Source organism: Psychrobacter sp. HD31 (genome assembly GCF_051097895.1).
GTDB lineage: Bacteria > Pseudomonadota > Gammaproteobacteria > Pseudomonadales > Moraxellaceae > Psychrobacter.
In genome coordinates this window covers 1,553,400-1,577,625 of the sequence record NZ_CP142525.1, presented here as the reverse complement: position 1 = coordinate 1,577,625, position 24,226 = coordinate 1,553,400, and the positions used below count along the sequence as shown (strand labels likewise).

Genomic DNA, 24,226 nt, shown 5'->3' with positions numbered 1-24,226 from the left:
TTAAACATCAATGATGAAATCCGTGCCAAAGAAGTCCGCCTTGTTTTAGCAGATGGCGGACAAGCTGGCGTGGTTGACATCAACACAGCACGAAGTTCTGCTGCTGATGCAGGTCTAGATTTGGTTGAAATTGTTGCAAATGCTAAGCCACCAGTGTGTAAAGTCATGGACTATAAAAAACACCTGTATGAGCAAAAACAAAAAGCAAAAGAAGCAAAGAAAAACCAAAAACGTACGCAAGTTAAAGAAATCAAGCTTCGTCCTGGTACAGAAGAAGCTGACTATCAGGTTAAATTGCGTAAAATTGTTAGCTTTTTAGAAGATGAAAACAAAGTTAAAGTAACCATCCGTTTCCGTGGTCGTGAAATGGCACATCAAGAAATTGGTATGCAACAACTAAAACGTGTGATTACTGATACTGAAGAATTAGCAACGGTTGACCAACATCCAAAAATGGAAGGCCGTCAAATGGGTATGATGTTAAGCCCAGCTAAAAGAAAGTAATTTTAGCGACTCAATCAAATTTATATTGATTAAAAAAGAGCTGTATTTAATAAATACAGCTCTTTTTATTGCTTTATCGCTTTTTTTAGCAATAATTTTTAGTTATCTGCAATAAATGTAACAGTATATTACAAACTTATCGTATAAAATGAACATACATTCGGTAATATCCTGTTACTATGTATTCATCGTTAACAAGCAAGATGATTTATATGTTTTCTTTTTTTTCATCTTCTTTCATTTAAATAAATAACTATCACATTGGGTGATTAGCAAATTAAATGATTGTTCGCTTGTATTTAATAACCAACTCAGGAGATAACGATATGAATACATTAAATAAAACTCTACTTGCTTTAGCTACTGGTACTATTTTAGCAACAACTGCAAATGCAGGTAACCACATAAACACTAACGCAATGACAATGGGTCAACCATATATAGGCATTAAAGCAGGTCAGTTTGATTTAGATATTGATAATGCCGACAAGCCAACTGCTTATGGTGTTTATGGTGGTTATAACTTCAATAATGGCTTTGGTATCGAAGCAGAATACGTTGATTCTGAAGATGCAGATATTAAAGATGGCAATGTTAAAGGCGAATATAACGCTAAACAATATGGTGCTTACGGTACTTACCGCCATCACTTTGCAAACACAGGTGGCTTATATGGTAAAGCAAAACTAGGTGTTGCAAAAGTTGAGGCTGAAGCCAATTACAAAAATGGTGCTAAAAAAGAACTTGATGAAACAGGTATCGCGGGTGCATTAGGTCTTGGTTATGATATTAACTCTAACTTTTCTATCGAAGGTGAATACGGAATGATGGATGCTGGTGATGATGTTGATGCCAACCTTTGGACAATTGGTGCACACCTAAAATTCTAATATAGTTAACAAGCAATAAAAAAAAGACGATCCAAATATGGGTCGTCTTTTTTTGTTTATTGCTTAGTAAAAACTAATTTTAAATCATTTCCCATAGTTTCATGTGAAACTAATTTAAACCTTTTTTGACCTGATAAATGATTTATTTTAAAATCAGCCATTGTCCTGGCATCAGCCCCTAGTAAACAAGGCGCTTGATAGACAACTAACTCATCAATTAAATCTTGTTTTATAAATGAACCTACTACTTTTGATCCGGCTTCTACCATAACATCATAAATTTGATATTGTGTCACTAAATCACTTAATAATTGTTTTAGATCATCATCATGACAAAAAATAGTGTTCTCATTCTTACAAATTTTATAATCTGTTTTGTCAGATAATCTATTTCGTCTATCCAAAACTGCAATTTTAGGTTGTGGTATTTCATTTACATCAATACCCAACTGGTTTGAACGCACATTTAAGTTGGGGTTGTCATCAATAACTGTTTGACTACCCGTTATAATAGCACCACTCAGTGCTCTTATTTTTTGTACATCCTCTCGTGCTTCTACTCCAGTTATCCATTTAGACTCACCCGATGCCATTGCTGTTTTTCCATCTAAACTCGTAGCAATTTTTAACCGTACATAAGGCATGCCTATTCTCATTGCCTTTAAAAAACCTTTATTTAATTGCTCTGCTTGATCACTTAATAAGCCAGTCGTCACATTTACACCAGCATCTTGCAACATTTTTACGCCACGCCCTGCAACTTTTGGGTTTGGATCTAACCCTGCAATGACAACTCTTTTTATGCCCGCTTCAATGATTGCTTTTGAACAAGGGGGCGTTTTACCATAATGAGAACATGGTTCTAACGTAACATAAGCCGTCGAGTCGTTAACCTGATGATGATTGTTTTTAGCATGATTTAAAGCATTTATTTCTGCATGATTACCGCCGACAGGCGAGGTAAACCCTTCTCCAATAATCATGTTATCTTTTACCAAGATACAGCCTACAGCAGGGTTTGGCCGTGTTGTATAAATGGCTTTTTTTGCTTGATTAATAGCAAGCGTCATATAGTAAATATCAGTGGAATTATGATTTAAATACAAGTCATTCATTATTATTTTTCACACTCTGGACGTATACTGGCAAGCTCTTGCTGAAAAGCTTCAATATCTTGAAAATCTCTATAAACACTGGCAAAACGGACATAAGCAACGTCATCGACTTCTTTTAGCTCTGTCATAACCACTTCGCCCAATTGTTTACTACTAATTTCCCGCTCACCCATTTGCCTAATTCTTTTTTCTATACGGCTTATCATGCCGTCTGTTTCATCAATGCTAATTGGTCGTTTTTGTAAAGGCAACATAATAGAGCGACGTAGCTTATCACCATCATAAGGTTCTATTTTCCCACTTTCTTTTACAATTCTGGGCATAACAACTTCAACCATCTCAAAAGTTGTAAAACGTTCTTCACAACTATTGCATTGTCGACGACGGCGAACTTGAGCTCCTTCTGCTGCCAAGCGTGAATCAATCACTTTTGTTTCTGTGGCATTACAATATGGGCAATGCATAAGCTTTCCTATTAATTTAATTGTTAGTTGTAATATCTATTTGTTGCTTAAATGGCTATTTACCTATACAAAAACTACCAAATATTTTGCCCAACAAATCATCAGCACTAAATTCGCCTGTTATTTCTCCCAAACTTTGCTGTGCTTGGCGTAAGCTTTCTGCTACGAGTTCTCCTGCTTTAAAAACCGTTAGTTGCTCATAAGCATCATCTAAATGATTTTGGGTCCTTTTTAGGGCATCTATGTGCCTTGTACGGGCAATTAAACTATTCTCTGGTGGGTGAAAATCAACTTTTTTACATAAACTTGAAATCAATTCATGAATACCTGTTGATGTTTCACATGAAACGTTTACTTGATCATAGTTAGTTTCATTTCCAAAGTTTGCTTTGTTTTTATAAGTAGCACTCTCACCATTTTCAATTAAATCAAGTTTATTACCTATCATTAATAATTTTTCAGCTTTAGGAATTTTTCCAAATAATTCTTCTGCTAATTCAATTGGGTTAATGTCTTGTGTTAAATCAAATACCATTAACAAAATATCAGCCTTGCTTATGGCATCCTTAGCTCTTTCAATACCTATTTGCTCTACCCTATCTTCTGTATCTCTCAGCCCTGCTGTGTCGGTTAAATGCATGGTCAAACCATTTAGTACTATGGTTTCTTCAAGCGTATCACGTGTGGTACCAGCAACTTCTGTAACAATCGCTCGCTCTTGCCCTGCAAGGCGGTTTAATAAACTGGATTTACCCGCATTAGGTTTTCCAGCAAGTACCACATTAATGCCATCTCTTAATAACTGCCCTTGCTTTGCAGTTGCTAAAACTTTGGTTAACTCGTCACGTGTATTATTTAGTTTTGACTCAATCACACCATCAGATAAGAAATCAACATCTTCTTCATCAGGGAAGTCAATAGCAGCTTCTACATGCAATCGTAAATGGATAAGTTGTTCTAACAACCCATTAATTTTGGTCGAAAACTCACCCGTTAAAGACCTCATTGCACTGGTTGCTGCTGCCTCGCTAGTTGCATCAATCGCATCTGCAATGGCTTCTGCTTGTACTAAATCTAATTTATCATTTTCAAACGCACGGTATGAAAACTCGCCCGCTGTTGCTTGTTTTGCACCTAATTCAAACACTCTGGCCAACAGCATATTTTGCAAAATCATGCCACCATGCCCTTGTAGTTCTATGACATCTTCACCAGTAAAAGAGTTTGGTGCAGGGAAATATAAAACAATGCCTTCATCAATGACTTTTTGTTGTTGATTATAAAAACGGCAAAAAATCGATTTACGAGCCGTAAATTGTTTTTTGTTTGTTAATCGACAAGCAATATCGTAAGCAAGTGCCCCAGAAATACGGATAATACCAACACCACCTCTACCTATTGGTGTCGCAATTGCAGCTATGGTTGGTAAACGGTTAGTTTGAATCATTTTTTGTTCTCTAATAAATATAAGAATATTATACATGCCTTGACATATAAAAAAACACCGACTAAATATTAGACGGTGTTTTTTATTATAAAGAATCAGGTTGATTTAGCTGGCGGTTGTTGAGCTATAAGCTTTTTCAACTTTTTTGTTCACATAGTATTGATGCGCCATGCTAGATAAGTTGTTTACCGTCCAATACAATACCAAACCAGCTGGGAAGAAAAGCATGAAAGCTGCAAACATAATTGGCATAAACTTCATTACTTTTGCTTGCATTGGGTCAGCCGGTTGAGGATTTAACATTTGTTGTGCAAACATTGAAATACCCATAAATATTGGCAAAATAAATAACGGATCCATTGAAGATAAATCTTGAATCCAACCAATCCAAGGTGCGTGGCGAAGTTCAATACTTTCTACCAACATATAATACAAACCTAAGAAGATTGGCATTTGCGCTAATAATGGCAAACAACCCGCCATTGGATTCACTTTTTCTTCTTTGTACAATGCCATCATTGCTTGTGATTGAGCCATACGATCGTCGCCATGCTCGTCTTTAATGGCTTGCAATTTAGGCGCAATTGCACGCATTTTAGCCATAGACATATAACTCTTATGAGAAATTGGGAATAACACTAATTTAACCAACAATGTTAAAGCAATAATTGCCCAACCCCAATTGCCAACAAAGCTATGAATGCCTGATAGAATTGTAAATAAGAACTTAGAAATCGGCCATGCCCAACCATAATCAACCGTTTTTTCAAAGCCAGGAGCAAAGTTTTCTAACTTATCCTGAACTTTTGGACCTGTATACAACTTGGCAGAAAAAGTATTTTGTGTGCCGGCAGCTACCGTTAATGGCTCACTAGTAAACCCAATAATATTGTTATTTTCTGTCTGTTTACTAAATAATTTAGCAGTAACATTATCTGATGGTGTCCATGCGGCAACAAAATAGTGTTGAATAATAGCAACCCAACCATCTTTTGTTGATATATTATTTAATTCGCCATCGTTAAATTTGCTAAATTTAAGTTTGCTATAATCGTCATCAGGTGTGCCATAAGCACCGCCTAAAAAGGTTGCCATACTTAGTGCACCTTTATCTGCCATACCTGGATCTTTACTATCATCACGCTTTAACTGAGCAAACATTTGACCCTGCCATGTGTTTGCAGAGTTGTTGTTAATATTATAGCTAACCTCAATTGGGTATTTACCTTGAGTAAAGGTGAATGTTTTTGTAACCGTTACCCCATCTTTGCTATAAGTTAATGGTATGGAAAGGGTCTCTTGCCCTTCAGCCATAGCATAGTTACTAGAAATATAGTCATATTTTGCTCGTCCTTGCGCTGTGTCAATACCATTTTGACCAACCAAGCCAGACTGAGCAAGATAAACACGATTACTGTTTTCTTCTAGTAATACAAATGGATTATTGCTATTTAATTTTGCGTCATAATCTTTTAATGAGGCAAATACAACATCACCACCAACAGGGTTAATTTTAATATCGTATAAATCTGTACTAACATTAATTAACTGACTATCAACCGATGCTGCAACTGAAGCTTTTGGTTGCACACTCGAAGCTGGTAGATCTGCGTTACTATTTACTGAAGGTAAGTCACCAGTCGTAGTAACCGTTGTATTTTGCGTTGAACTCTGGTCTACACCAGAATAATCTTTTTGCCACGCCATGACCAACAACCATGTTGTAATAAGCATAGCAACAATAATCAACGCTCGTAATATCTTTTGCATGAAAGTATCCTACAAGGTTAAAAAATTAAGAATTAATCTTTAAAAGAAAATGGGTGATATTCTACTAAAATTTGTTGTAAATTGATATACATAATGATATATGTCACATTTATGCAGATTTTAGCCAAAAATTTAACTGACTTGTATAATCAAATTTATCTTTATAAACCAGTTTTCTATCTATATTTTTAAAATCAACATACTCAAATTTAAATCGATAAAGTGGTAACGGCACAAAATCAATACCATGACCACCTAAAGGATGGCAACTACAAACTCGTTTGGTTAATAACCAACCACCTTTTAACGACCCATGCCAAGCCAAAGCTTGTAATCCATATTGAGAGCAAGTAGGGTAATAACGACAACGCGCAGGCATTAATGGGCTAATACCTTGCTGATAACCTTTAATAAGTTTACTCAACAAGCGTGAAGATAACGTAGATTTAGACTGAGTCAGTTCTTTATTCATTAAAAAATAACCAATCAACCCTGATGGCTTATTATTTTGTTAAAAATAACCTTTATTTGTTTTTTTAACTCATTGTTACTAATATCTTTTATGGGTTTTTTTACAATAAAAACAATATCAACAGTGCCTAAGTCGCTACTTAACATTCTGAAGTTTTCTCTCGTTAATCTTTTTAACTGATTGCGAGCAACTGCTGTTGGTACTTTCTTTTTTGTAATAGCCATCCCTAATCTGGCATTGTTAAGTTCATTTTTTTTAATAAAGGCCATTAAATGTGGTTGATGTATTTTTTTATCTGGAGAGTCAAAAACATTTTTAAACTGTTTTGGAGTTAACAATCTTGCTGTTTTAGGGTAGCTATAGCCATTATGAGTCATTACTATCTAAAAACCTTTTATTAATAATTGCTATATTTTAGCTGATGAATTTTAAATATTAAACTTTTATTAATTAAACATAAAAAAAGCGTCAAATTTAATTTGACGCTTTCAAATGATTAAATTAATCATTATATTATACTGTTAGACGATGACGTCCTTTTGCACGGCGACGAGCTAAAACTTGACGGCCTTTTTTTGTAGCCATACGAGCACGGAAACCATGTGTGCGTTTGCGTTTAAGTACGCTTGGTTGAAATGTACGTTTCATAATACACCTATCCTATATATAGTAACTAAACATTAGTGTTAAAAATTAATCGCGATAACGAAAGATTATAACATTAATCTGTTTTTTTGGTCAACAGTTACTTTTCCATAAAAATAAATTTAACTAAAAACTGACTGTGAAACAATTCAATTATTTTTTTTGATTTAATTTTGAAAGCTATTATTTTTTAATAGATTAACAATAGAAATTGCGTGAAACTTGAAAGTTATCCACATTTTTACTTTTTACCATAATAAGTTTTAATTAATAAAGAATTATTGTTATTATTGTCTATATTTTTTGTTGATAACTAAAAATAAACAATAAAAAACAATAAATTAAGCTGTGGATTTTAATGTTAATAAGCTGTGTCTGTTTTATGCATAAGTTGCCCAAAAAACTTATCTACATTATTTATAATCAAGATTATCCACAATAAATAAAGTTTTCATTAAATGCCAAAATATGCTAAATTATGGAGTTCAATTTTTAGGTTTGTTATATTTGCAGTATTAGGTGCTTTATGGTTGATGCGGTCGCTCTTTGGAAAAAATGCTTAGATGATTTAGAGTATCAAGTTAAAGGTAGTATTTTCACAATGTGGTTACGCCCTTTAACGGCAGAAGTAGATAACAATATTTTAATTGTAAAAGCCCCTAATGATATTTTTGTTAATTACGTTACAGATAACTTTTTAGAAACGATTACACAATTAGCGATTAAGCACAGTGCTAATCAAATAGATGCTGTTAATATTGAAATTGATATACAAAAAGATCGTGTATCGACGGCTGTTTCTGATAGCGTTTCTAACCAACCAACGAGCCAAGAAAGTAGTGTTGTTTTAAGTAATAAAAAATCAAAAGCTTTAAATATCATTGATCCAAATTTTACTTTTGATACCTTTGTCACTGGTAAATCTAACAATTTAGCTTATAAAGCCTGTTATGAACTAACAAAGAAAAACCCTCAAAATCGTCATAATCCTTTGTTTATTTATGGACCGTCTGGTTTAGGTAAAACGCATTTAATGCACTCGGTTGCCCATAGATATTTAAAATCCAATCGTACTTTTTATTATTTTACTTCTGATAAGTTTGTTAATCAGATGGTTAATTCGTTACGCCAAAAGAAAATTGATGAATTTAAAAAGAAAATTAAGCAAGTGGATTTGTTAATTATTGATGATATTCATGTGCTTGCAGGTAAAACAAAAACAATTACTGAATTTTTATCGTTATTTGCAGACTTTACTAGCGGCGATAAACAAATAATTTTAGCCTCAGACAGACACCCAGCTCAGTTAGATGAGTTTGATGAAAGATTCCGTTCACGGTTATCAGGTGGTTTGTCTGTTGCAATTGATCCACCTGAGCTGGATACCCGTGTACAAATTTTACAAAAAAAAGCATCGTTATCTGGTATTGAGCTGCCCAAAGATTGTGCTTTATTTATTGCACAAAATGTTGTGTCTAATGTACGTAGGCTAGAAGGTGCACTTAACCAAGTGATAGCTAATGCAAGTTTAACGGGTGTAACCATTGATTTACAAATGGTGCAATATGCGCTTAGAGACATTATTGTACAGCGTTTTCAGTCTGTAAATATGGATAACATCCGTAAAGTGGTGGCAGAGTTTTATGATGTGTCGGTTAAAGATTTAATGGGTAAAAAACGCACACGCAGCATTGCCCGTCCTCGTCAAATTGCGATGGCATTAGCAAGAGAATTAACGGGTGACAGCTATCCAGAAATAGGGCAATCATTTGGTGGTCGAGATCATTCTACCGTGATGCATGCTTGTGACAAAGTCAAACAATTAAGAGCTGAAGACTTAATTTTAGATAAAGAATATAAAGCACTGGCAATGATGCTACAAGCTGGCTAATAGCCTTTGTTAAAACATACAAAGTTGGTTATACTAGGCTTGTTTAATGTTTTAGCATTTATTTATTAAATAAAAAAGCCTAGAAAGAGTATAACTATGCAATTATCAATCAATCGTGAGTTATTGTTAAAAGCCATTAATCTGATTGCAAAAGCGGCAGATAAGCGCCACAACATGGTAATTTTGGGTAATATAAAGCTAAAGCTTACTCAAACTCACTTGTATATGACCGCTTCAGATTTAGAAGTGGAACTAATGTCAAAATTGGCATTACCAGAAGGTGCTTGTTTAGAAGAAGGCTCAATAACACTGCCTTCTGATAAATTGCGTGATATTTGTAAACTTTTACCCAGTAATGCTCAAATTAATTTAACCACAAGTGATAATAGCCGCTGCTTAATAACAAGTGATAAAAGTAAGTTCACTTTAGGGACTTTGCCATCAGCAGATTACCCAACACTTGGTGAGCCAGAGAACATTACGCCATTAACAATTAACCGTGCTCAGTTATCAGATATGATAAGCAAAACGCAGTTTGCTATGGCAATACAAGATGTACGCTATTATTTAACAGGCATGTTGTTTGAAGTATCTCAACGTTTGTTAACCACGGTTGCGACCGATGGTCATCGTCTTGCTTTATCAAAAAGTGCCATTGAGGTAGATGATGATTTGAACATGCAAGCGATTTTGCCACGTAAAGCAGTTGTTGAGTTGGATCGTTTACTTAATGAACTCGGTAAACTATTAAATGATAATGATAACCCTATCACCTTAAAATTTGGGCGTGAATTTTTGCAAGTAGTATTGCCGTTTGGCAATGTTGATAGCACTGGTGTTATTGATGATAGCTTACAAGTTACTTTTACCGCTCGTTTGATTGATGGTAAGTTCCCAGATTATCGCCGTGTTATGCCATCGAGTAGTGATAAACAAGCCCTAATTAATAAAGAACAAATGACAGAAGTATTGCGTCGAGTTTCTATCTTAAGTAATGAAAAATCTCGCGGTGTTATTTTAAATTTTGATGCGGAAGGCATGATTGAATTGCGTGCTAATAATGCAGAACAAGATGAAGCGGTTGAAAAACTGCAATCTCAATATTCTGGCGATCCAATTGAGTTATCTTTTAATGCGCAATATTTGCAAGATGTGTTAGATGTGCTAGAGGGTAATGTGGTATTACAAATGAGCCAAGCTAATGCGTCAACCCTCCTAAATCAACATGGTGATGAACTACATCAATATGTTGTTATGCCAATGCGTATATAGTTTTAAACATGCACATTTTGTATTTTTTAAGCGTTTTTTTAATGGTGTTTTTTGGGGTTTATGTCCATGATTAAGCGTTTACAAATTACAAATCTGCGCAATTTATCTCAAGTTAATTTATCGACCAGTTGCTGTAATATTATTATAGGCAACAATGGCAGTGGTAAAACTTCTTTACTCGAATCCATATTTTTATTATCTCGTGGTAAAAGCTTTCGTACCCATCAACCAAGCCGTTATATCCGGCATCAAAATAACTTTGCCACAGTGTTTGCTGTTTTTGATGATGAGATACGCTTAGCGATTCAAAAACAAACAGATGCGACTACACAGCTGCGTTTTAATGGTGATACAGTAAAAACGCAGAGCCAGTTAACACGTTATATGCCAACCTTGTTGATTGATCCATCTTCTATGGATGTTTTGGAGCAAGGCAGTGCGAGCCGTCGTCAATTATTAGATTGGCTAGCGTTTCATGTGAAACCAAATTTTTATGCGCAATGGTTATCTTATCAACGGTTACTTAAACAGCGTAATAGTCTTTTAAAACAAACTCGTATATTAACTGATTTACAAAAACAACAAATTGCAGCATGGGATGCAGGGCTAGCAGCGCATGCCGAGTTAATTCATTATTATAGGCAACAAGTTTTTGATGAATGGCAACCGTACTTTTTAAAAAGTATTGAAAAACTGTTACCTCATTACACAAAAAAAATTAGTGTGAGTTATCAACCTGGTTTTGATATTACACAATCATTAGATAAAATTTTAGAAGAACGCTTATTGCAAGATTTGCAACAAGGTTATACCAGAGTGGGGAGCCACCGTGCAGATATTCATGTACATTGGCAATCTGACATTGATAATAAAAATAAAGTAAAAGATCAAGCAGCTAATGTGCTTTCTCGAGGAGAAAAAAAGTTATTAATAACCGCTTTAAGATTATCACAATTGCCACTTTTACAAAAAGATAAATCAAAATCCAATATTGATGTTTCACATGAAACATTAGACTATGAAAGTTCAGTCCCTATTGTTCTTTTGGATGATGTAACTGCAGAGCTTGATGAAAAAGCCATTCAAGTTTTGCTTACCACACTTGGCGGGTTAGATTGCCAAGTGTTTTTAACAAGTTTAACAGAAGACATTTTACCTTTAGTTAAAAACTATTGGCAGGATTATAAATTGTTTCATGTGAAACAAGGGGTTATAGAAAAAAATAATTAATATAAACAGTAACGCTTATTTTTTAAATGTTAATTAACCGACCTTCTCCTGTCATTGATAAAAATGACTATTTGTCAAAAAAATGCTATAATTTTAGGGTTAATTTTGGCATTAAATAAAGCAGAAGACTTAACGCGATAATTAATAAAAATGTCAATCAACTTTAAGGAATATTCATGAGTGACTCATCAAACCTAAACCCAGAAAATGAAAACTATGGTGCCGATAAAATCCGTGTTTTACGTGGGTTAGAAGCCGTGCGTGTGCGTCCAGGTATGTATATTGGCGATACAGATGATGGCACAGGATTGCATCACATGGTGTTTGAGGTGGTTGATAACTCAATTGATGAAGCCTTGGCAGGGCATTGTGACCAGATTGATGTCATCATTCATGAAGACAACTCAGTTAGCGTAATGGATAACGGACGCGGTATTCCTGTTGATATTCATCCAGAAGAAAAAGTATCGGCAGCCCAAGTTATCATGACCGTATTGCACGCTGGTGGTAAGTTTGATGACAACAGTTATAAAGTTTCTGGTGGTTTGCACGGTGTTGGTGTTTCGGTAGTTAATGCGTTATCACATAAGCTTGAACTAAACATTTGGCGTGAGGGTCATCACTATAACCAAACTTATACTGATGGTGTACCAGACAGTGATATCAAACAATTAGACAGCACGGATCGTACAGGCACACAAATCCGCTTTCATCCAAGTGTGGGTGAAGAGGGCACAGATGCTATCTTTAAAGGAATAACAGAATTTGACTTTGAAATCTTATCAAAGCGTTTGCGTGAGTTATCATTCTTAAACTCTGGTGTGCGCATTGTATTAACAGATGAACGCAGCGATAAACGTCAAGAATTTGAACACAAAGGTGGTTTATCAGAGTTTGTTAGCTATATTAATGATGGTAAAACTACGCTAAATGAGGTCTTTCACTTCACCAGTCAAGAAAAAGATGGCGTGGGTGTTGAAGTTGCTTTGCAATGGTCAGACAGTTATAACGAAAAAGTACTTTGCTTTACTAATAATATTCCACAAAAAGATGGCGGCACACATTTATCAGGTTTCCGCTCGGCATTAACTCGTTGTTTAAACAATTATATGGACAACGAAAAAATGATGAAAAAAGAGAAGGTAAATGTAACTGGCGACGATGCGAGAGAAGGTTTAACTGCCATTGTTTCGGTTAAAGTACCTGATCCTAAATTTTCTAGCCAAACAAAAGATAAACTGGTTTCTAGTGAGGTTAAGTCGGCAGTAGAACATGCCATGCATGACAAATTTAACGACTATTTGTTAGAAAACCCAAACTCTGCTAAATCAATCGCTGGTAAAATCATTGATGCGGCAAAAGCACGTGATGCAGCGCGTAAAGCACGTGAAATGACCCGCCGTAAAACCACGTTAGATATTGCCGGGTTGCCAGGCAAACTTGCCGACTGTCAAGAAAAAGACCCAGCCTTATCTGAACTATATATTGTGGAGGGTGACTCTGCGGGCGGGTCTGCTAAGCAGGGGCGTAGCCGTAAAACCCAAGCAATTTTGCCGTTAAAAGGTAAAATCTTAAATGTAGAACGTGCCCGTTTTGACAAAATGTTGTCATCACAAGAGGTGGGTACGCTCATTACCGCTTTAGGTTGTGGTATTGGACCAGATGAATATAATCCAGAAAAAATCCGTTATCATAAAATCATTATCATGACCGATGCGGATGTTGATGGTTCTCATATCCGTACGTTGCTTTTGACTTTCTTTTTCCGCCAAACGCCAGAACTTATCGAAAAAGGCTACATCTATATTGCTCAGCCACCGCTTTATAAAATTAAAAAAGGACGTAATGAGTTGTATTTAAAAGATGATGAAGCATTAAAAAGCTATTTATTATCTTCAACCATTGATGACACAAACCTATTTTTAAGTGAAGATACGCCAGCAGTAACGGGTAAAGCGTTAGAAAGCTTGCTAAATAGCTACAACCAAACTCAATTAATTAAAGCACGTTTGGCAACAAAATACCCTGCGGATGTATTAGAAGCTTTGACGTTTGTGCCTAAATTAAGCATTGAAGATACAAAAGATAAAACAACCATGCAGGCGTGGGCAGAAAAACTGCAACAGCAGTTAGATACTACCTGTTCTGATTTAAAACCGGAAGTTAGTATTGACAATATTTTTGCCAAAACAAATCAAGAAGATGAAAGTAATGAAGGGCAATTAGAAGCCAAAGCTGAACAATGGTTACCACGAGTGACTATTTATATCCACCAATTGCCACACAACTATTTGTTAGATGTTGGCTTGATAGGTTCTGGCGAATACAACAAGTTAATGAAACTGTCTAGCGAGTGGAATACCGCTTTATCAGAAACGGCTTATATCCGCCGAGGCGAAAAAGATACCGTTATTCGCGACTTTGATCATTTATGGCAACAAGTTATGACGGATGCTCGCCGTGGTTTAACGGTACAACGTTATAAAGGGTTGGGCGAGATGAATGCCGACCAGCTATGGGAAACGACCATGGATCCAGAAAATCGTAACATGCTTAAAGTAACGATCGAAGATGCGATTGCGGCAGACCACTTATTTACTTGCCTAATGGGTGATGATGTAGAGCCACGCCGTGCCTTTATTGAAGAAAATGCATTAACGGTTACTAATTTGGATATATAACTACATTTTTCTTTCCTACCTAAGGGATTAGGAAAGAATAGATTCCAATTAAGATAGAGCGAGTTAAAAAACGTAAGTTTTATAACTCGTTTTTTTATTTTTCTTAATCCTCTGTTTTTATTGTGATTCTATTCATATCATACGGTAACAGTATGCTAAATAAAAATGATAGTATTATTTATTAAACAGGATTAGAATAAAAATAGTACTTCAGTTACAGCGTATATAAAAGGGAGTTGTTATGAAAATGTTTATATCAATAATTGCAGCCATAGCAGTGTTAGGTTTATCAGCATGCAGCACAGGCGGTACCAATCATACAGAAAACATTGGCGTAAAAAAAATTATGCCAGTAAATATACCAAATTCGATAACATACAATGGTCAAACGTATAGGCAAAAAAACTTGACGCCTAGTTTTACAGAGTACTATTTGGCAAATGAAAAAGATTTTGATTGGTCTAAATTAATTACAATACATTATGCAGAAAATAGAAACTTCAAACAGCTTGACAATATTTTAAGAGAAAAATTTAAAATAGAAAATTTGCCTTATGCAAAAACGCAGTTAACAGATAATTCATTGGCTTGGCAAATGGTGTATCCACCGCTAATAAATGATTCAAGATACAATAGTATTGAGTCTAATACGGCATATGCTTTACGAAATAATTGTGCTTTAGTCAGTGTTACTTATGCTGAAAATTATCAGCCAACAGAAGAAGTAAGTGCCCAAATTAATGCTATAGCGCATTCATTGGATAAACAAAAAACAGAGTTCATCATACAAGCACAGCAGATGTTAAGTAAAGTAAAGTGTAAATAAGCTAAAAATAGTGACTTTTACTTTATTTATATGCCAATCCTACTAAAAGTTACTAACTTTTGATATAACGGCTGACTGGATAGATGTTGTAAATACTGTTATTTAAGAAAAAGTAGTTCTATGCAACTACTTTTTTTAGTAAATCAGTAAGTTTGTTATTTATTAGATTACATAAAATAAGTGTTTATGAAAAAACAAAAAACTATACTATCATGGAGCACAGGCAAAGATAGTGCATGGACTTTACATAAGTTAAAACAAGATCCAAACATAGAGCTGGTTGGGCTGTTTTCTAGTATTAACGAAGCGTTTCAACGTGTTGCCATGCATGCCGTACGGGTAGAGTTGCTCAAACAACAAGCTAAAGTTGCGGGCACACAAAAACAACCATTACCGTTAGATATTATCTCTTTGCCATTTCCTTGCAGTAATGATGATTATCAAAAAATAATGGATGACTATTTTAAAGAGTTGGTGGCGCGAGGGATTGAGCAAATTGCCTTTGGTGACTTATTTTTACAAGATGTCAGGGATTACCGCATCAAACAGCTAAAAGGTACGGGGCTTAAACCCATATTTCCACTTTGGGGGATGGACACCAAACAATTATCGCAAACATTGGTAGACAATGGCGTAAAAGCGGTTACAACCTGTATAGACCCTAAAAAATTACCTCATAACTTTTGTGGCAGAGATTACAATCAAGCTTTTTTAACCGATTTAAGCACTTTGGCAAACCCTATTGACCCCTGCGGAGAAAATGGTGAGTTTCATACTTTTGTATATGATGCCCCTTGCTTTTATGAGCCGCTAAATATAACTACTGGCGAAATTGTAGAGCGTGGTGGTTTTGTGTTTGCAGATGTGGTACTAACGTAGCCAATCCTGCTGTCCGCTATTATTTCAATTTGTCTGTGGCGTTGCTCATTGTGGTTAAAGGTGTTTCATTATCCAAGCAACCACCCTTAACCTTGTTCGCAATCGCCACAGCTTAAATTTCAATACCGCTACCATCAGGGCTAAACCGCACCATGGCGAGGTTAAAAATATGTGGTAGAGTGTGGTTATGTAATTGTTTGTTTCTGTTTACAATTAGAAATGTGAGTTACGCTTTGCTAACCTACCCTACAACTATTATGATAAATATATGCAATAAAAGAGCTTTATTGCTATGTTTATATTGTTAAAGTTTGATATCAATGCTAGTCTGGCAAGGTAATAAATTGTTATGAGTCGATAAGTTGGGAAAATGATGGCAATTTCTGAGGATGCTAAATATCAAGCAAGAGTCGATATTGAACATAAATTTGTTCAAAGTCTTATTCTAATAAATTCAGGGGCAATTATTGCTTTACTTGGTTTTGCTCAAGCAGTTATTGACAGTAATATTGAACTTGCAATTGTCTCATTTTATGGGCTTAGGTTTTTTTGCTTAGGTTTGGTTTCCGGTGTTCTTGTCAATTATTTTAGATATAGAGTCAACACTCTTAAAGCATCAAACCAAGATGCAGGGGTAGAGAGAAATAAAATATTATCCTATGTCTCTAGGTTTCTATCACTAGGCGCTTTTATTTTTGGTTTTTTATATATTTCAATTCGAGGTGTAGAAATAATTGCCTTATAACAAACACATTAAAATTGCCCACAAAAAAACGTGGGCTGGGCTCGCTACCGCTCGCCTTTTATGTGAACGTTAACCCTATAAAAAATCAACTATCATTGAAAACAAAACACTCGAACGATACTAACTTAGCCTAACTTCTTTGAACCCAAAAACCCCTTTCAAACCAGCCCCTTACAAGCAAATTTCACAAATCTTTAAAAAACCCCTTGCCAACCTAAAAAAACTGCGTATAATACGCCCTCACGCAAACGGGGCAGAGCTGACAAAGCGAAGTTTTGTAGCGTAAATTAAAGTGAAATTGAGTTAAGCTTAAAACAAAGAAAAGCGAAGCGAAAAAACTTTAAAAAGGCGTAAAAAAGTGTTGACACGAGAGATAAACACTATATAATATGCCTTCCCTGAGTCGCACAGCATACGTTGAAGACAAAGGGGGTAAAGATTAACCTGACGAAGGTAATCTAACTCATTAAAAACAAACTTAAAAAACAACTTGTGTGGATTTTTGCTAATTTAGAATGACTTTAAAAAGATAATCATTCGACGAAATTAGTAGAAATACTCAAAGTTAATTCATATACGAACATACTTAAGTAAATATGCTAGTAAAGTACGAATGAGCCAAGATTAGGGACCATCTTAAAAGGTCTCAACAAAGATTAAACTGAAGAGTTTGATCATGGCTCAGATTGAACGCTGGCGGCAGGCTTAACACATGCAAGTCGAGCGATGAAGGTCTAGCTTGCTAGACCCGATTAGCGGCGGACGGGTGAGTAATACTTAGGAATCTACCTAGTAGTGGGGGATAGCCCGGGGAAACTCGGATTAATACCGCATACGTCTTACGGGAGAAAGGGGGCACTTTGTCTCTTGCTATTAGATGAGCCTAAGTCGGATTAGCTAGATGGTGGGGTAAAGGCCTACCATGGCGACGATCTGTAGCTGGTCTGAGAGGATGATCAGCCACACCGGAACTGAGACACGGTCCGGACTCCTACGGGAGGCAGCAGTGGGGAATATTGGACAATGGGGGCAACCCTGATCCAGCCATGCCGCGTGTGTGAAGAAGGCCTTTTGGTTGTAAAGCACTTTAAGCAGTGAGGAACAGCTATAGGTTAATACCCTATAGTCATGACGTTAACTGCAGAATAAGCACCGGCTAACTCTGTGCCAGCAGCCGCGGTAATACAGAGGGTGCGAGCGTTAATCGGAATTACTGGGCGTAAAGCGAGCGTAGGTGGTCTAATAAGTCAGATGTGAAATCCCCGGGCTTAACCTGGGAACTGCATCTGAAACTGTTAAACTAGAGTAGGTGAGAGGGAAGTAGAATTCCAGGTGTAGCGGTGAAATGCGTAGAGATCTGGAGGAATACCGATGGCGAAGGCAGCTTCCTGGCATCATACTGACACTGAGGTTCGAAAGCGTGGGTAGCAAACAGGATTAGATACCCTGGTAGTCCACGCCGTAAACGATGTCTACTAGTCGTTGGGTCTCATGAAGACTTAGTGACGCAGCTAACGCAATAAGTAGACCGCCTGGGGAGTACGGCCGCAAGGTTAAAACTCAAATGAATTGACGGGGGCCCGCACAAGCGGTGGAGCATGTGGTTTAATTCGATGCAACGCGAAGAACCTTACCTGGTCTTGACATACACAGAATCTTGTAGAGATACGAGAGTGCCTTCGGGAATTGTGATACAGGTGCTGCATGGCTGTCGTCAGCTCGTGTCGTGAGATGTTGGGTTAAGTCCCGCAACGAGCGCAACCCTTATCCTTAGTTGCCAGCACGTAATGGTGGGGACTCTAAGGAGACTGCCAGTGACAAACTGGAGGAAGGCGGGGACGACGTCAAGTCATCATGGCCCTTACGACCAGGGCTACACACGTGCTACAATGGTAGGTACAAAGGGAAGCTACACAGCGATGTGATGCCAATCTCAAAACGCCTATCTCAGTCCAGATTGGAGTCTGCAACTCGACTCCATGAAGTCGGAATCGCTAGTAATCGTGGATCAGAATGCCACGGTGAATACGTTCCCGGGCCTTGTACACACCGCCCGTCACACCATGGGAGTTGATCTCACCAGAAGTGGGTAGCCTAACTTAGGAGGGCGCTCACCACGGTGGGGTTGATGACTGGGGTGAAGTCGTAACAAGGTAGCCGTAGGGGAACCTGCGGCTGGATCACCTCCTTAACGAAAGCATTCAATTGGCAAGAATTCACAACAAGTTGTTTTTTAAGAAGTAAGCTATAAGGGTCTATAGCTCAGCTGGTTAGAGCACCGTGTTGATAACGCGGGGGTCATAAGTTCAAGTCTTATTAGACCCACCATGGGGCCATAGCTCAGTTGGTAGAGCGCCTGCCTTGCACGCAGGAGGTCAGGAGTTCGACTCTCCTTGGCTCCACCATTAATTTACAGATATAAGTAATTTGGGAAGATTATTTATATCTGTGAAAGCAGAAAGAACATGATGACTTGAAGAGAGCATCATAAACTATTTAACAACATAGAAATGAGTCTGGGTTAAACACACTGTTCCAACAAGAATGTGTTTAACCTGATAGTTAACGGAATGACATTGTAATGTTATCCCACCGTTAACTATCGAAAAGTAAAGAGAACTGAATCAAGCGCGTTATTTATTGGAAGATAGATAACAACACAAATGGTGATATCGTTAATTAAATTACCTATACATTGCAAACTATTTTGGATTGTATAGTCAAGTAATTAAGTGCACATGGTGGATGCCTTGGCAGTCAGAGGCGATGAAAGACGTGATAGCCTGCGATAAGCTTCGGGGAGGTGGCAATATCCTACGATCCGGAGATTTCTGAATGGGGAAACCCAACTAGCATAAGCTAGATCTCGTAAGAGAGGCAAACCGGGAGAAGTGAAACATCTCAGTACCCCGAGGAAAAGACATCAAATGAGATTCCCCAAGTAGCGGCGAGCGAACGGGGAGTAGCCGACGGACTTATAGATAGGAGAACAGCTTGGGAAGGCTGGCCATAGTGGGTGATAGCCCCGTATCCGAAATCTATTAGGAAGCATATTAAGTAGTGCGGGACACGAGAAATCCTGTATGAAGATGGGGGGACCATCCTCCAAGGCTAAATACTCCTGACTGACCGATAGTGAACCAGTACCGTGAGGGAAAGGCGAAAAGAACCCCTGTGAGGGGAGTGAAATAGAACCTGAAACCGTGTGCATACAAGCAGTCGGAGCGGACTTGTTCCGTGACGGCGTACCTTTTGTATAATGGGTCAGCGACTTATATTCTGTAGCGAGGTTAACCATTTAGGGGAGCCGTAGAGAAATCGAGTCTTAATAGGGCGAATAGTTGCAGGGTATAGACCCGAAACCGAGTGATCTATCCATGAGCAGGTTGAAAGTGCCGTAACAGGCATCGGAGGACCGAACCCACTGTCGTTGAAAAGCCAGGGGATGACTTGTGGATAGGGGTGAAAGGCTAATCAAACTCGGTGATAGCTGGTTCTCCCCGAAAGCTATTTAGGTAGCGCCTCGGACGAATACCATAGGGGGTAGAGCACTGTTTCGGCTAGGGGGTCATACCGACTTACCAAACCGATGCAAACTCCGAATACCTATGAGTACTATCCGGGAGACACACTGCGGGTGCTAACGTCCGTAGTGGAGAGGGAAACAACCCAGACCGCCAGCTAAGGCCCCAAATTCCTAGTTAAGTGGGAAACGATGTGGGAAGGCATAGACAGCTAGGAGGTTGGCTTAGAAGCAGCCACCCTTTAAAGAAAGCGTAATAGCTCACTAGTCGAGTCGGCCTGCGCGGAAGATGTAACGGGGCTCAAACTAGGAGCCGAAGCTGCGGATTTGAAATTTGTTTCAAGTGGTAGGGGAGCGTTGTGTAAGCCGATGAAGGTGTGTTGTAAGGCATGCTGGAGGTATCACAAGAGCGAATGCTGACGTGAGTAACGATAAAACGGGTGAAAAGCCCGTTCGCCGGAAGACCAAGGGTTCCAGTCCAACGTTAATCGGGGCTGGGTGAGTCGACCCCTAAGGCGAGGCCGAAAGGCGTAGTCGATGGGAAATAGGTTAATATTCCTATACTTGTTTGTGATGCGATGGAGGGACGGAGAAGGTTATATCAGCCTGGCGATGGTTGTCCAGGTGAAAGGATGTAGGTTTAGTGCTTAGGCAAATCCGGGCACTTATATACTGAGATCTGATAGCAAGCTAGTTTACTAGCGAAGTGGTAGATACCATGCTTCCAGGAAAAGCTTCTAAGCGATAGTCACAAACGAATCGTACCCGAAACCGACACAGGTGGTCAGGTAGAGAATACCAAGGCGCTTGAGAGAACTCTGCTGAAGGAACTAGGCAAAATGGTACCGTAACTTCGGGAGAAGGTACGCTGCCGACGGTGATTGGACTTGCTCCATGAGCTGTTGGCAGTCGCAGATACCAGGTGGCTGCAACTGTTTATTAAAAACACAGCACTCTGCAAACACGAAAGTGGACGTATAGGGTGTGATGCCTGCCCGGTGCTGGAAGGTTAATTGATGATGTTAGCGTAAGCGAAGCATTTGATCGAAGCCCCAGTAAACGGCGGCCGTAACTATAACGGTCCTAAGGTAGCGAAATTCCTTGTCGGGTAAGTTCCGACCTGCACGAATGGCATAATGATGGCCACGCTGTCTCCAGCAGAGGCTCAGTGAAATCGAAATCGCAGTGAAGATGCTGTGTACCCGCGGCTAGACGGAAAGACCCCGTGAACCTTTACTACAGCTTTACATTGAACTTTGACCTAACCTGTGCAGGATAGGTGGGAGGCTATGAAGCGTGATCGCCAGATTGCGTGGAGCCATCCTTGAAATACCACCCTGGTTATGTTGAGGTTCTAACTTAGGCATTCACAGTGCTGAGGACAATGTATGGTGGGTAGTTTGACTGGGGCGGTCTCCTCCTAAAGAGTAACGGAGGAGTACGAAGGTGCGCTCAGAACGGTCGGAAATCGTTCAAAGAGTATAAAGGCAAAAGCGCGCTTAACTGCGAGAGTCACAACTCGAGCAGGTACGAAAGTAGGTCTTAGTGATCCGGTGGTTCTGTATGGAAGGGCCATCGCTCAACGGATAAAAGGTACTCTGGGGATAACAGGCTGATACCGCCCAAGAGTTCATATCGACGGCGGTGTTTGGCACCTCGATGTCGGCTCATCTCATCCTGGGGCTGAAGCAGGTCCCAAGGGTATGGCTGTTCGCCATTTAAAGAGGTACGCGAGCTGGGTTTAGAACGTCGTGAGACAGTTCGGTCCCTATCTACCGTGGGCGTTGGAAATTTGAGAGGATCTGCTCCTAGTACGAGAGGACCAGAGTGGACGAACCTCTGGTGTTTCGGTTGTGACGCCAGTCGCATTGCCGAGTAGCTACGTTCGGATGGGATAACCGCTGAAAGCATCTAAGCGGGAAGCCCACCTCAAGATTAGATTTCCCTTAAGAGCCGTTCAAGACTAGGACGTTGATAGGTCAGGTGTGGAAGCATAGCGATATGTGTAGCTAACTGATACTAATTGCTCGTTTGGCTTGACTATACAATACCAAAATGGTTTATATAGTTAATATAATTTCGATATCATCATAAGCTTGATATCAGATAATAATCTTGAAAGTCGAAAGACATATATAAAACTCATTTCTACTAGCAACCTAGTCGGTTGCTGTTGTTAAAACCCCTTCGCTGACGATAATAGCAAGATGGAACCACCTGATCCCTTCCCGAACTCAGAAGTGAAACGTCTTCGCGCCAATGGTAGTGTGGTTCGCCCATGTGAGAGTAGGTCATCGTCAGCTCCTTATTCGTAACCCAACCGGTTACTCCAAAACCGCCCCGCTCACTGAGTGGGGCGGTTTTTTATGCTTGGCTTTTTATTGTTATTCTTATGTTGCTCTGCTGAATTGTTGACTTACAATTAGTGATTGGTTGTTATGTGATGAAAGTAGATTGTTTATTTTATTCTCTATGTATCTGTAAAGATTGGTTTTGTACTTGTGCTACAATGGCTTGAGGCATGCATCAGTGTCGCTATCTATTTAGTAATACTATCTAATCTTGGAATAATAATGATAAATACGGCAAGAACTTATATTGAGGTGATGTCTAAAAAGCATGCACCAGCTTTGCTTGCATATGAGCTTGAAAATAGTGAGCATTTATCTCCATGGTAACCTAAACGCTCAGATAAATTTTATACTTTAGATAATTGGTTATCAGTGTGTAAAGCCAGTGAGTTGGCATTTAAAAAAGGGAATGAAGTTAGATTTGTGGCATTGCATAAAGAAACCAATGAAATTGTTGGCGTTTGTAACTTTACGGGTATAGTGCAAGGCGTTTTTCAAGCTTGTTTTTTAGGTTACACTATTGCTAAAAAGTTTGAGGGTCAGGGTTATATGACCGAAATACTTGATGAAGCTATATGTTATATGTTCGATTTTGTTGGACTTAATCGCATCATGGCGACCTATATGCCTCATAATCAGCGTAGTGAAACGGTTTTATTAAAACTTGGATTTGAAAAAGAAGGCGTTGCGAGAAAATATTTAGGGTCTAGATAACTTTAGAGAGGATTTTTTCTAAATTCTGCTAATAGTTTAGCATAGAGATTATCGTTTCTATGGTTGAATCTAAATTCACATTCTTTGAGGTGAAGATAGAACTTATCACTAGCAACACCATTGAACTTTGTTAGTCTTCTTTTAGCATAAGACCAGAATGATTCAATACCGTTTATATGTGCATTACCTCTAGCAAATTCATTGTTACCATGATGAACTCTATAGTGTTTTTCATAGCCCACATCAACAAGTCCGTTATAACCTCTCCAACCATCTGAATGGATAATGCTACCAATATCTACTTTACCTCTAATAACTTGCTGTAACTGCTTTTTAGAGGCATCAGGTACAATTTCAGTATAAACATTACCCTCACGTTTTAAGATGCCAAATACAATGGTTTTACCACTGGTACCTCGACCACGTTTACCTCTTACTCTCTTAGCACCAAAGTAACTTTCATCTACTTCAACTTCACCTGAGAGTGGTGATGCTTGTTCACATAATTGAGCAATTCTAACTCTAAGTTTAAGAAAGAGTTTGTTGATAGTAACTCGACTAACACCTGACATTTCTGATACTTTAGAGGCAGGTAAATCATGACAAAATAGTTTGATTATTTGCCTAAATTTTGCTTCTGAAATATGTGAACGCTTATAATACTTGTTTAAACCAGTCATAGCTTAACTTTAACACACCTTATATTGTGCTAAAGTTATCTAGACCCATATTTAAAAATTGCAGGAAAATGGGAAGATTTTATACTTACGTCTAAGATTAATGAAGATGAACACATATAACAAAGTG

The 24,226-nt window shown here is 38.1% G+C and carries 18 protein-coding genes, 2 tRNA genes and 3 rRNA genes; 15 read left to right on the top strand and 8 right to left on the bottom strand.

The genetic code is table 11. The annotated features are described in order from the left end of the window. Positions 1–6: 6 nt before the first annotated feature. Both infC and VH441_RS06980 read left to right on the top strand, forming a co-directional pair. The gene (infC, locus tag VH441_RS06985) at positions 7–504 is read left to right on the top strand and encodes a translation initiation factor IF-3 (RefSeq protein ID WP_434354377.1); all 498 of its coding nucleotides are present in this window, start codon (positions 7–9) and stop codon (positions 502–504) included. A gap of 326 nt (positions 505–830) precedes the next feature. Further along, on the top strand, positions 831–1,394 hold the full coding sequence (locus tag VH441_RS06980; protein ID WP_434352929.1) for a porin family protein: 564 nt from the start codon (positions 831–833) through the stop codon (positions 1,392–1,394). 56 nt (positions 1,395–1,450) lie between these two features. Here VH441_RS06980 and ribD read toward each other — a convergent pair whose 3' ends face one another. From ribD to rpmH, 7 genes are all read right to left on the bottom strand, one after another. Beyond that, on the bottom strand, positions 1,451–2,509 hold the full coding sequence (ribD, locus tag VH441_RS06975; RefSeq protein WP_434352928.1) for a bifunctional diaminohydroxyphosphoribosylaminopyrimidine deaminase/5-amino-6-(5-phosphoribosylamino)uracil reductase RibD: 1,059 nt from the start codon (positions 2,507–2,509) through the stop codon (positions 1,451–1,453). 2 nt (positions 2,510–2,511) lie between these two features. Next, a complete protein-coding gene (nrdR, locus tag VH441_RS06970; RefSeq protein ID WP_434352927.1) occupies positions 2,512–2,973 on the bottom strand; it encodes a transcriptional regulator NrdR in 462 nt (153 codons plus the stop codon). Between the two features lie 55 nt (positions 2,974–3,028). After that, complete coding sequence (gene mnmE / locus VH441_RS06965) at positions 3,029–4,420, bottom strand: tRNA uridine-5-carboxymethylaminomethyl(34) synthesis GTPase MnmE (RefSeq protein ID WP_434352926.1); 1,392 nt, start codon at positions 4,418–4,420, stop codon at positions 3,029–3,031. Positions 4,421–4,525: 105 nt separating this feature from the next. After that, on the bottom strand, positions 4,526–6,190 hold the full coding sequence (gene yidC / locus VH441_RS06960) for a membrane protein insertase YidC (RefSeq protein ID WP_434352925.1): 1,665 nt from the start codon (positions 6,188–6,190) through the stop codon (positions 4,526–4,528). A gap of 109 nt (positions 6,191–6,299) precedes the next feature. Beyond that, positions 6,300–6,662 (bottom strand): membrane protein insertion efficiency factor YidD, encoded by a 363-nt coding sequence (gene yidD / locus VH441_RS06955; RefSeq protein ID WP_434352924.1) that lies wholly within the window; start codon positions 6,660–6,662, stop codon positions 6,300–6,302. A 14-nt stretch (positions 6,663–6,676) separates the two neighbouring features. Next, positions 6,677–7,039: a ribonuclease P protein component gene (gene rnpA / locus VH441_RS06950; RefSeq protein WP_434352923.1), complete on the bottom strand. Its 363-nt coding sequence runs from the start codon at positions 7,037–7,039 to the stop codon at positions 6,677–6,679. A 136-nt stretch (positions 7,040–7,175) separates the two neighbouring features. Next, positions 7,176–7,310 (bottom strand): 50S ribosomal protein L34, encoded by a 135-nt coding sequence (gene rpmH, locus VH441_RS06945; RefSeq protein ID WP_003662232.1) that lies wholly within the window; start codon positions 7,308–7,310, stop codon positions 7,176–7,178. Between the two features lie 523 nt (positions 7,311–7,833). Here rpmH and dnaA point away from each other — a divergent pair. The 13 genes from dnaA to VH441_RS06880 all read left to right on the top strand — a co-directional run bounded on the left by dnaA (position 7,834) and on the right by VH441_RS06880 (position 23,419). Beyond that, complete coding sequence (dnaA, locus tag VH441_RS06940) at positions 7,834–9,198, top strand: chromosomal replication initiator protein DnaA (protein WP_434352922.1); 1,365 nt, start codon at positions 7,834–7,836, stop codon at positions 9,196–9,198. 96 nt (positions 9,199–9,294) lie between these two features. Further along, positions 9,295–10,470: a DNA polymerase III subunit beta gene (dnaN, locus tag VH441_RS06935; RefSeq protein ID WP_434352921.1), complete on the top strand. Its 1,176-nt coding sequence runs from the start codon at positions 9,295–9,297 to the stop codon at positions 10,468–10,470. A 66-nt stretch (positions 10,471–10,536) separates the two neighbouring features. Then, positions 10,537–11,700, top strand: coding sequence for a DNA replication/repair protein RecF (gene recF, locus VH441_RS06930; protein WP_434352920.1), 1,164 nt, complete (start codon positions 10,537–10,539; stop codon positions 11,698–11,700). Positions 11,701–11,876: 176 nt separating this feature from the next. Continuing rightward, the gene (gene gyrB, locus VH441_RS06925; protein ID WP_434352919.1) at positions 11,877–14,381 is read left to right on the top strand and encodes a DNA topoisomerase (ATP-hydrolyzing) subunit B; all 2,505 of its coding nucleotides are present in this window, start codon (positions 11,877–11,879) and stop codon (positions 14,379–14,381) included. Between the two features lie 241 nt (positions 14,382–14,622). Continuing rightward, positions 14,623–15,207 (top strand): hypothetical protein, encoded by a 585-nt coding sequence (locus VH441_RS06920; protein ID WP_434352918.1) that lies wholly within the window; start codon positions 14,623–14,625, stop codon positions 15,205–15,207. Positions 15,208–15,393: 186 nt separating this feature from the next. Then, positions 15,394–16,086, top strand: a complete 693-nt coding sequence (locus tag VH441_RS06915) for a hypothetical protein (RefSeq protein WP_434352917.1) — start codon at positions 15,394–15,396, stop codon at positions 16,084–16,086. Positions 16,087–16,456: 370 nt separating this feature from the next. Continuing rightward, positions 16,457–16,831 (top strand): hypothetical protein, encoded by a 375-nt coding sequence (locus VH441_RS06910; RefSeq protein ID WP_434352916.1) that lies wholly within the window; start codon positions 16,457–16,459, stop codon positions 16,829–16,831. A 658-nt stretch (positions 16,832–17,489) separates the two neighbouring features. Then, positions 17,490–19,022 (top strand): 16S ribosomal RNA (locus tag VH441_RS06905). Positions 19,023–19,082: 60 nt separating this feature from the next. After that, positions 19,083–19,159 (top strand) — tRNA-Ile (locus VH441_RS06900). Between the two features lies 1 nt (position 19,160). After that, a tRNA-Ala gene (locus VH441_RS06895) sits at positions 19,161–19,236 on the top strand. A 313-nt stretch (positions 19,237–19,549) separates the two neighbouring features. Continuing rightward, positions 19,550–22,398, top strand: a 23S ribosomal RNA gene (locus VH441_RS06890). 145 nt (positions 22,399–22,543) lie between these two features. Further along, a 5S ribosomal RNA gene (gene rrf / locus VH441_RS06885) occupies positions 22,544–22,657 on the top strand. The 16S, 23S and 5S rRNA genes sit together here with 2 tRNA genes alongside, the layout of an rRNA operon. 438 nt (positions 22,658–23,095) lie before the next feature. Next, positions 23,096–23,419 (top strand): GNAT family N-acetyltransferase, encoded by a 324-nt coding sequence (locus tag VH441_RS06880; RefSeq protein ID WP_434352915.1) that lies wholly within the window; start codon positions 23,096–23,098, stop codon positions 23,417–23,419. 2 nt (positions 23,420–23,421) lie between these two features. Here the strand turns inward: VH441_RS06880 and VH441_RS06875 are convergent, their stop codons facing one another. After that, complete coding sequence (locus tag VH441_RS06875) at positions 23,422–24,099, bottom strand: IS1595 family transposase (protein ID WP_434352914.1); 678 nt, start codon at positions 24,097–24,099, stop codon at positions 23,422–23,424. Between the last annotated feature and the right edge of the window lie 127 nt (positions 24,100–24,226).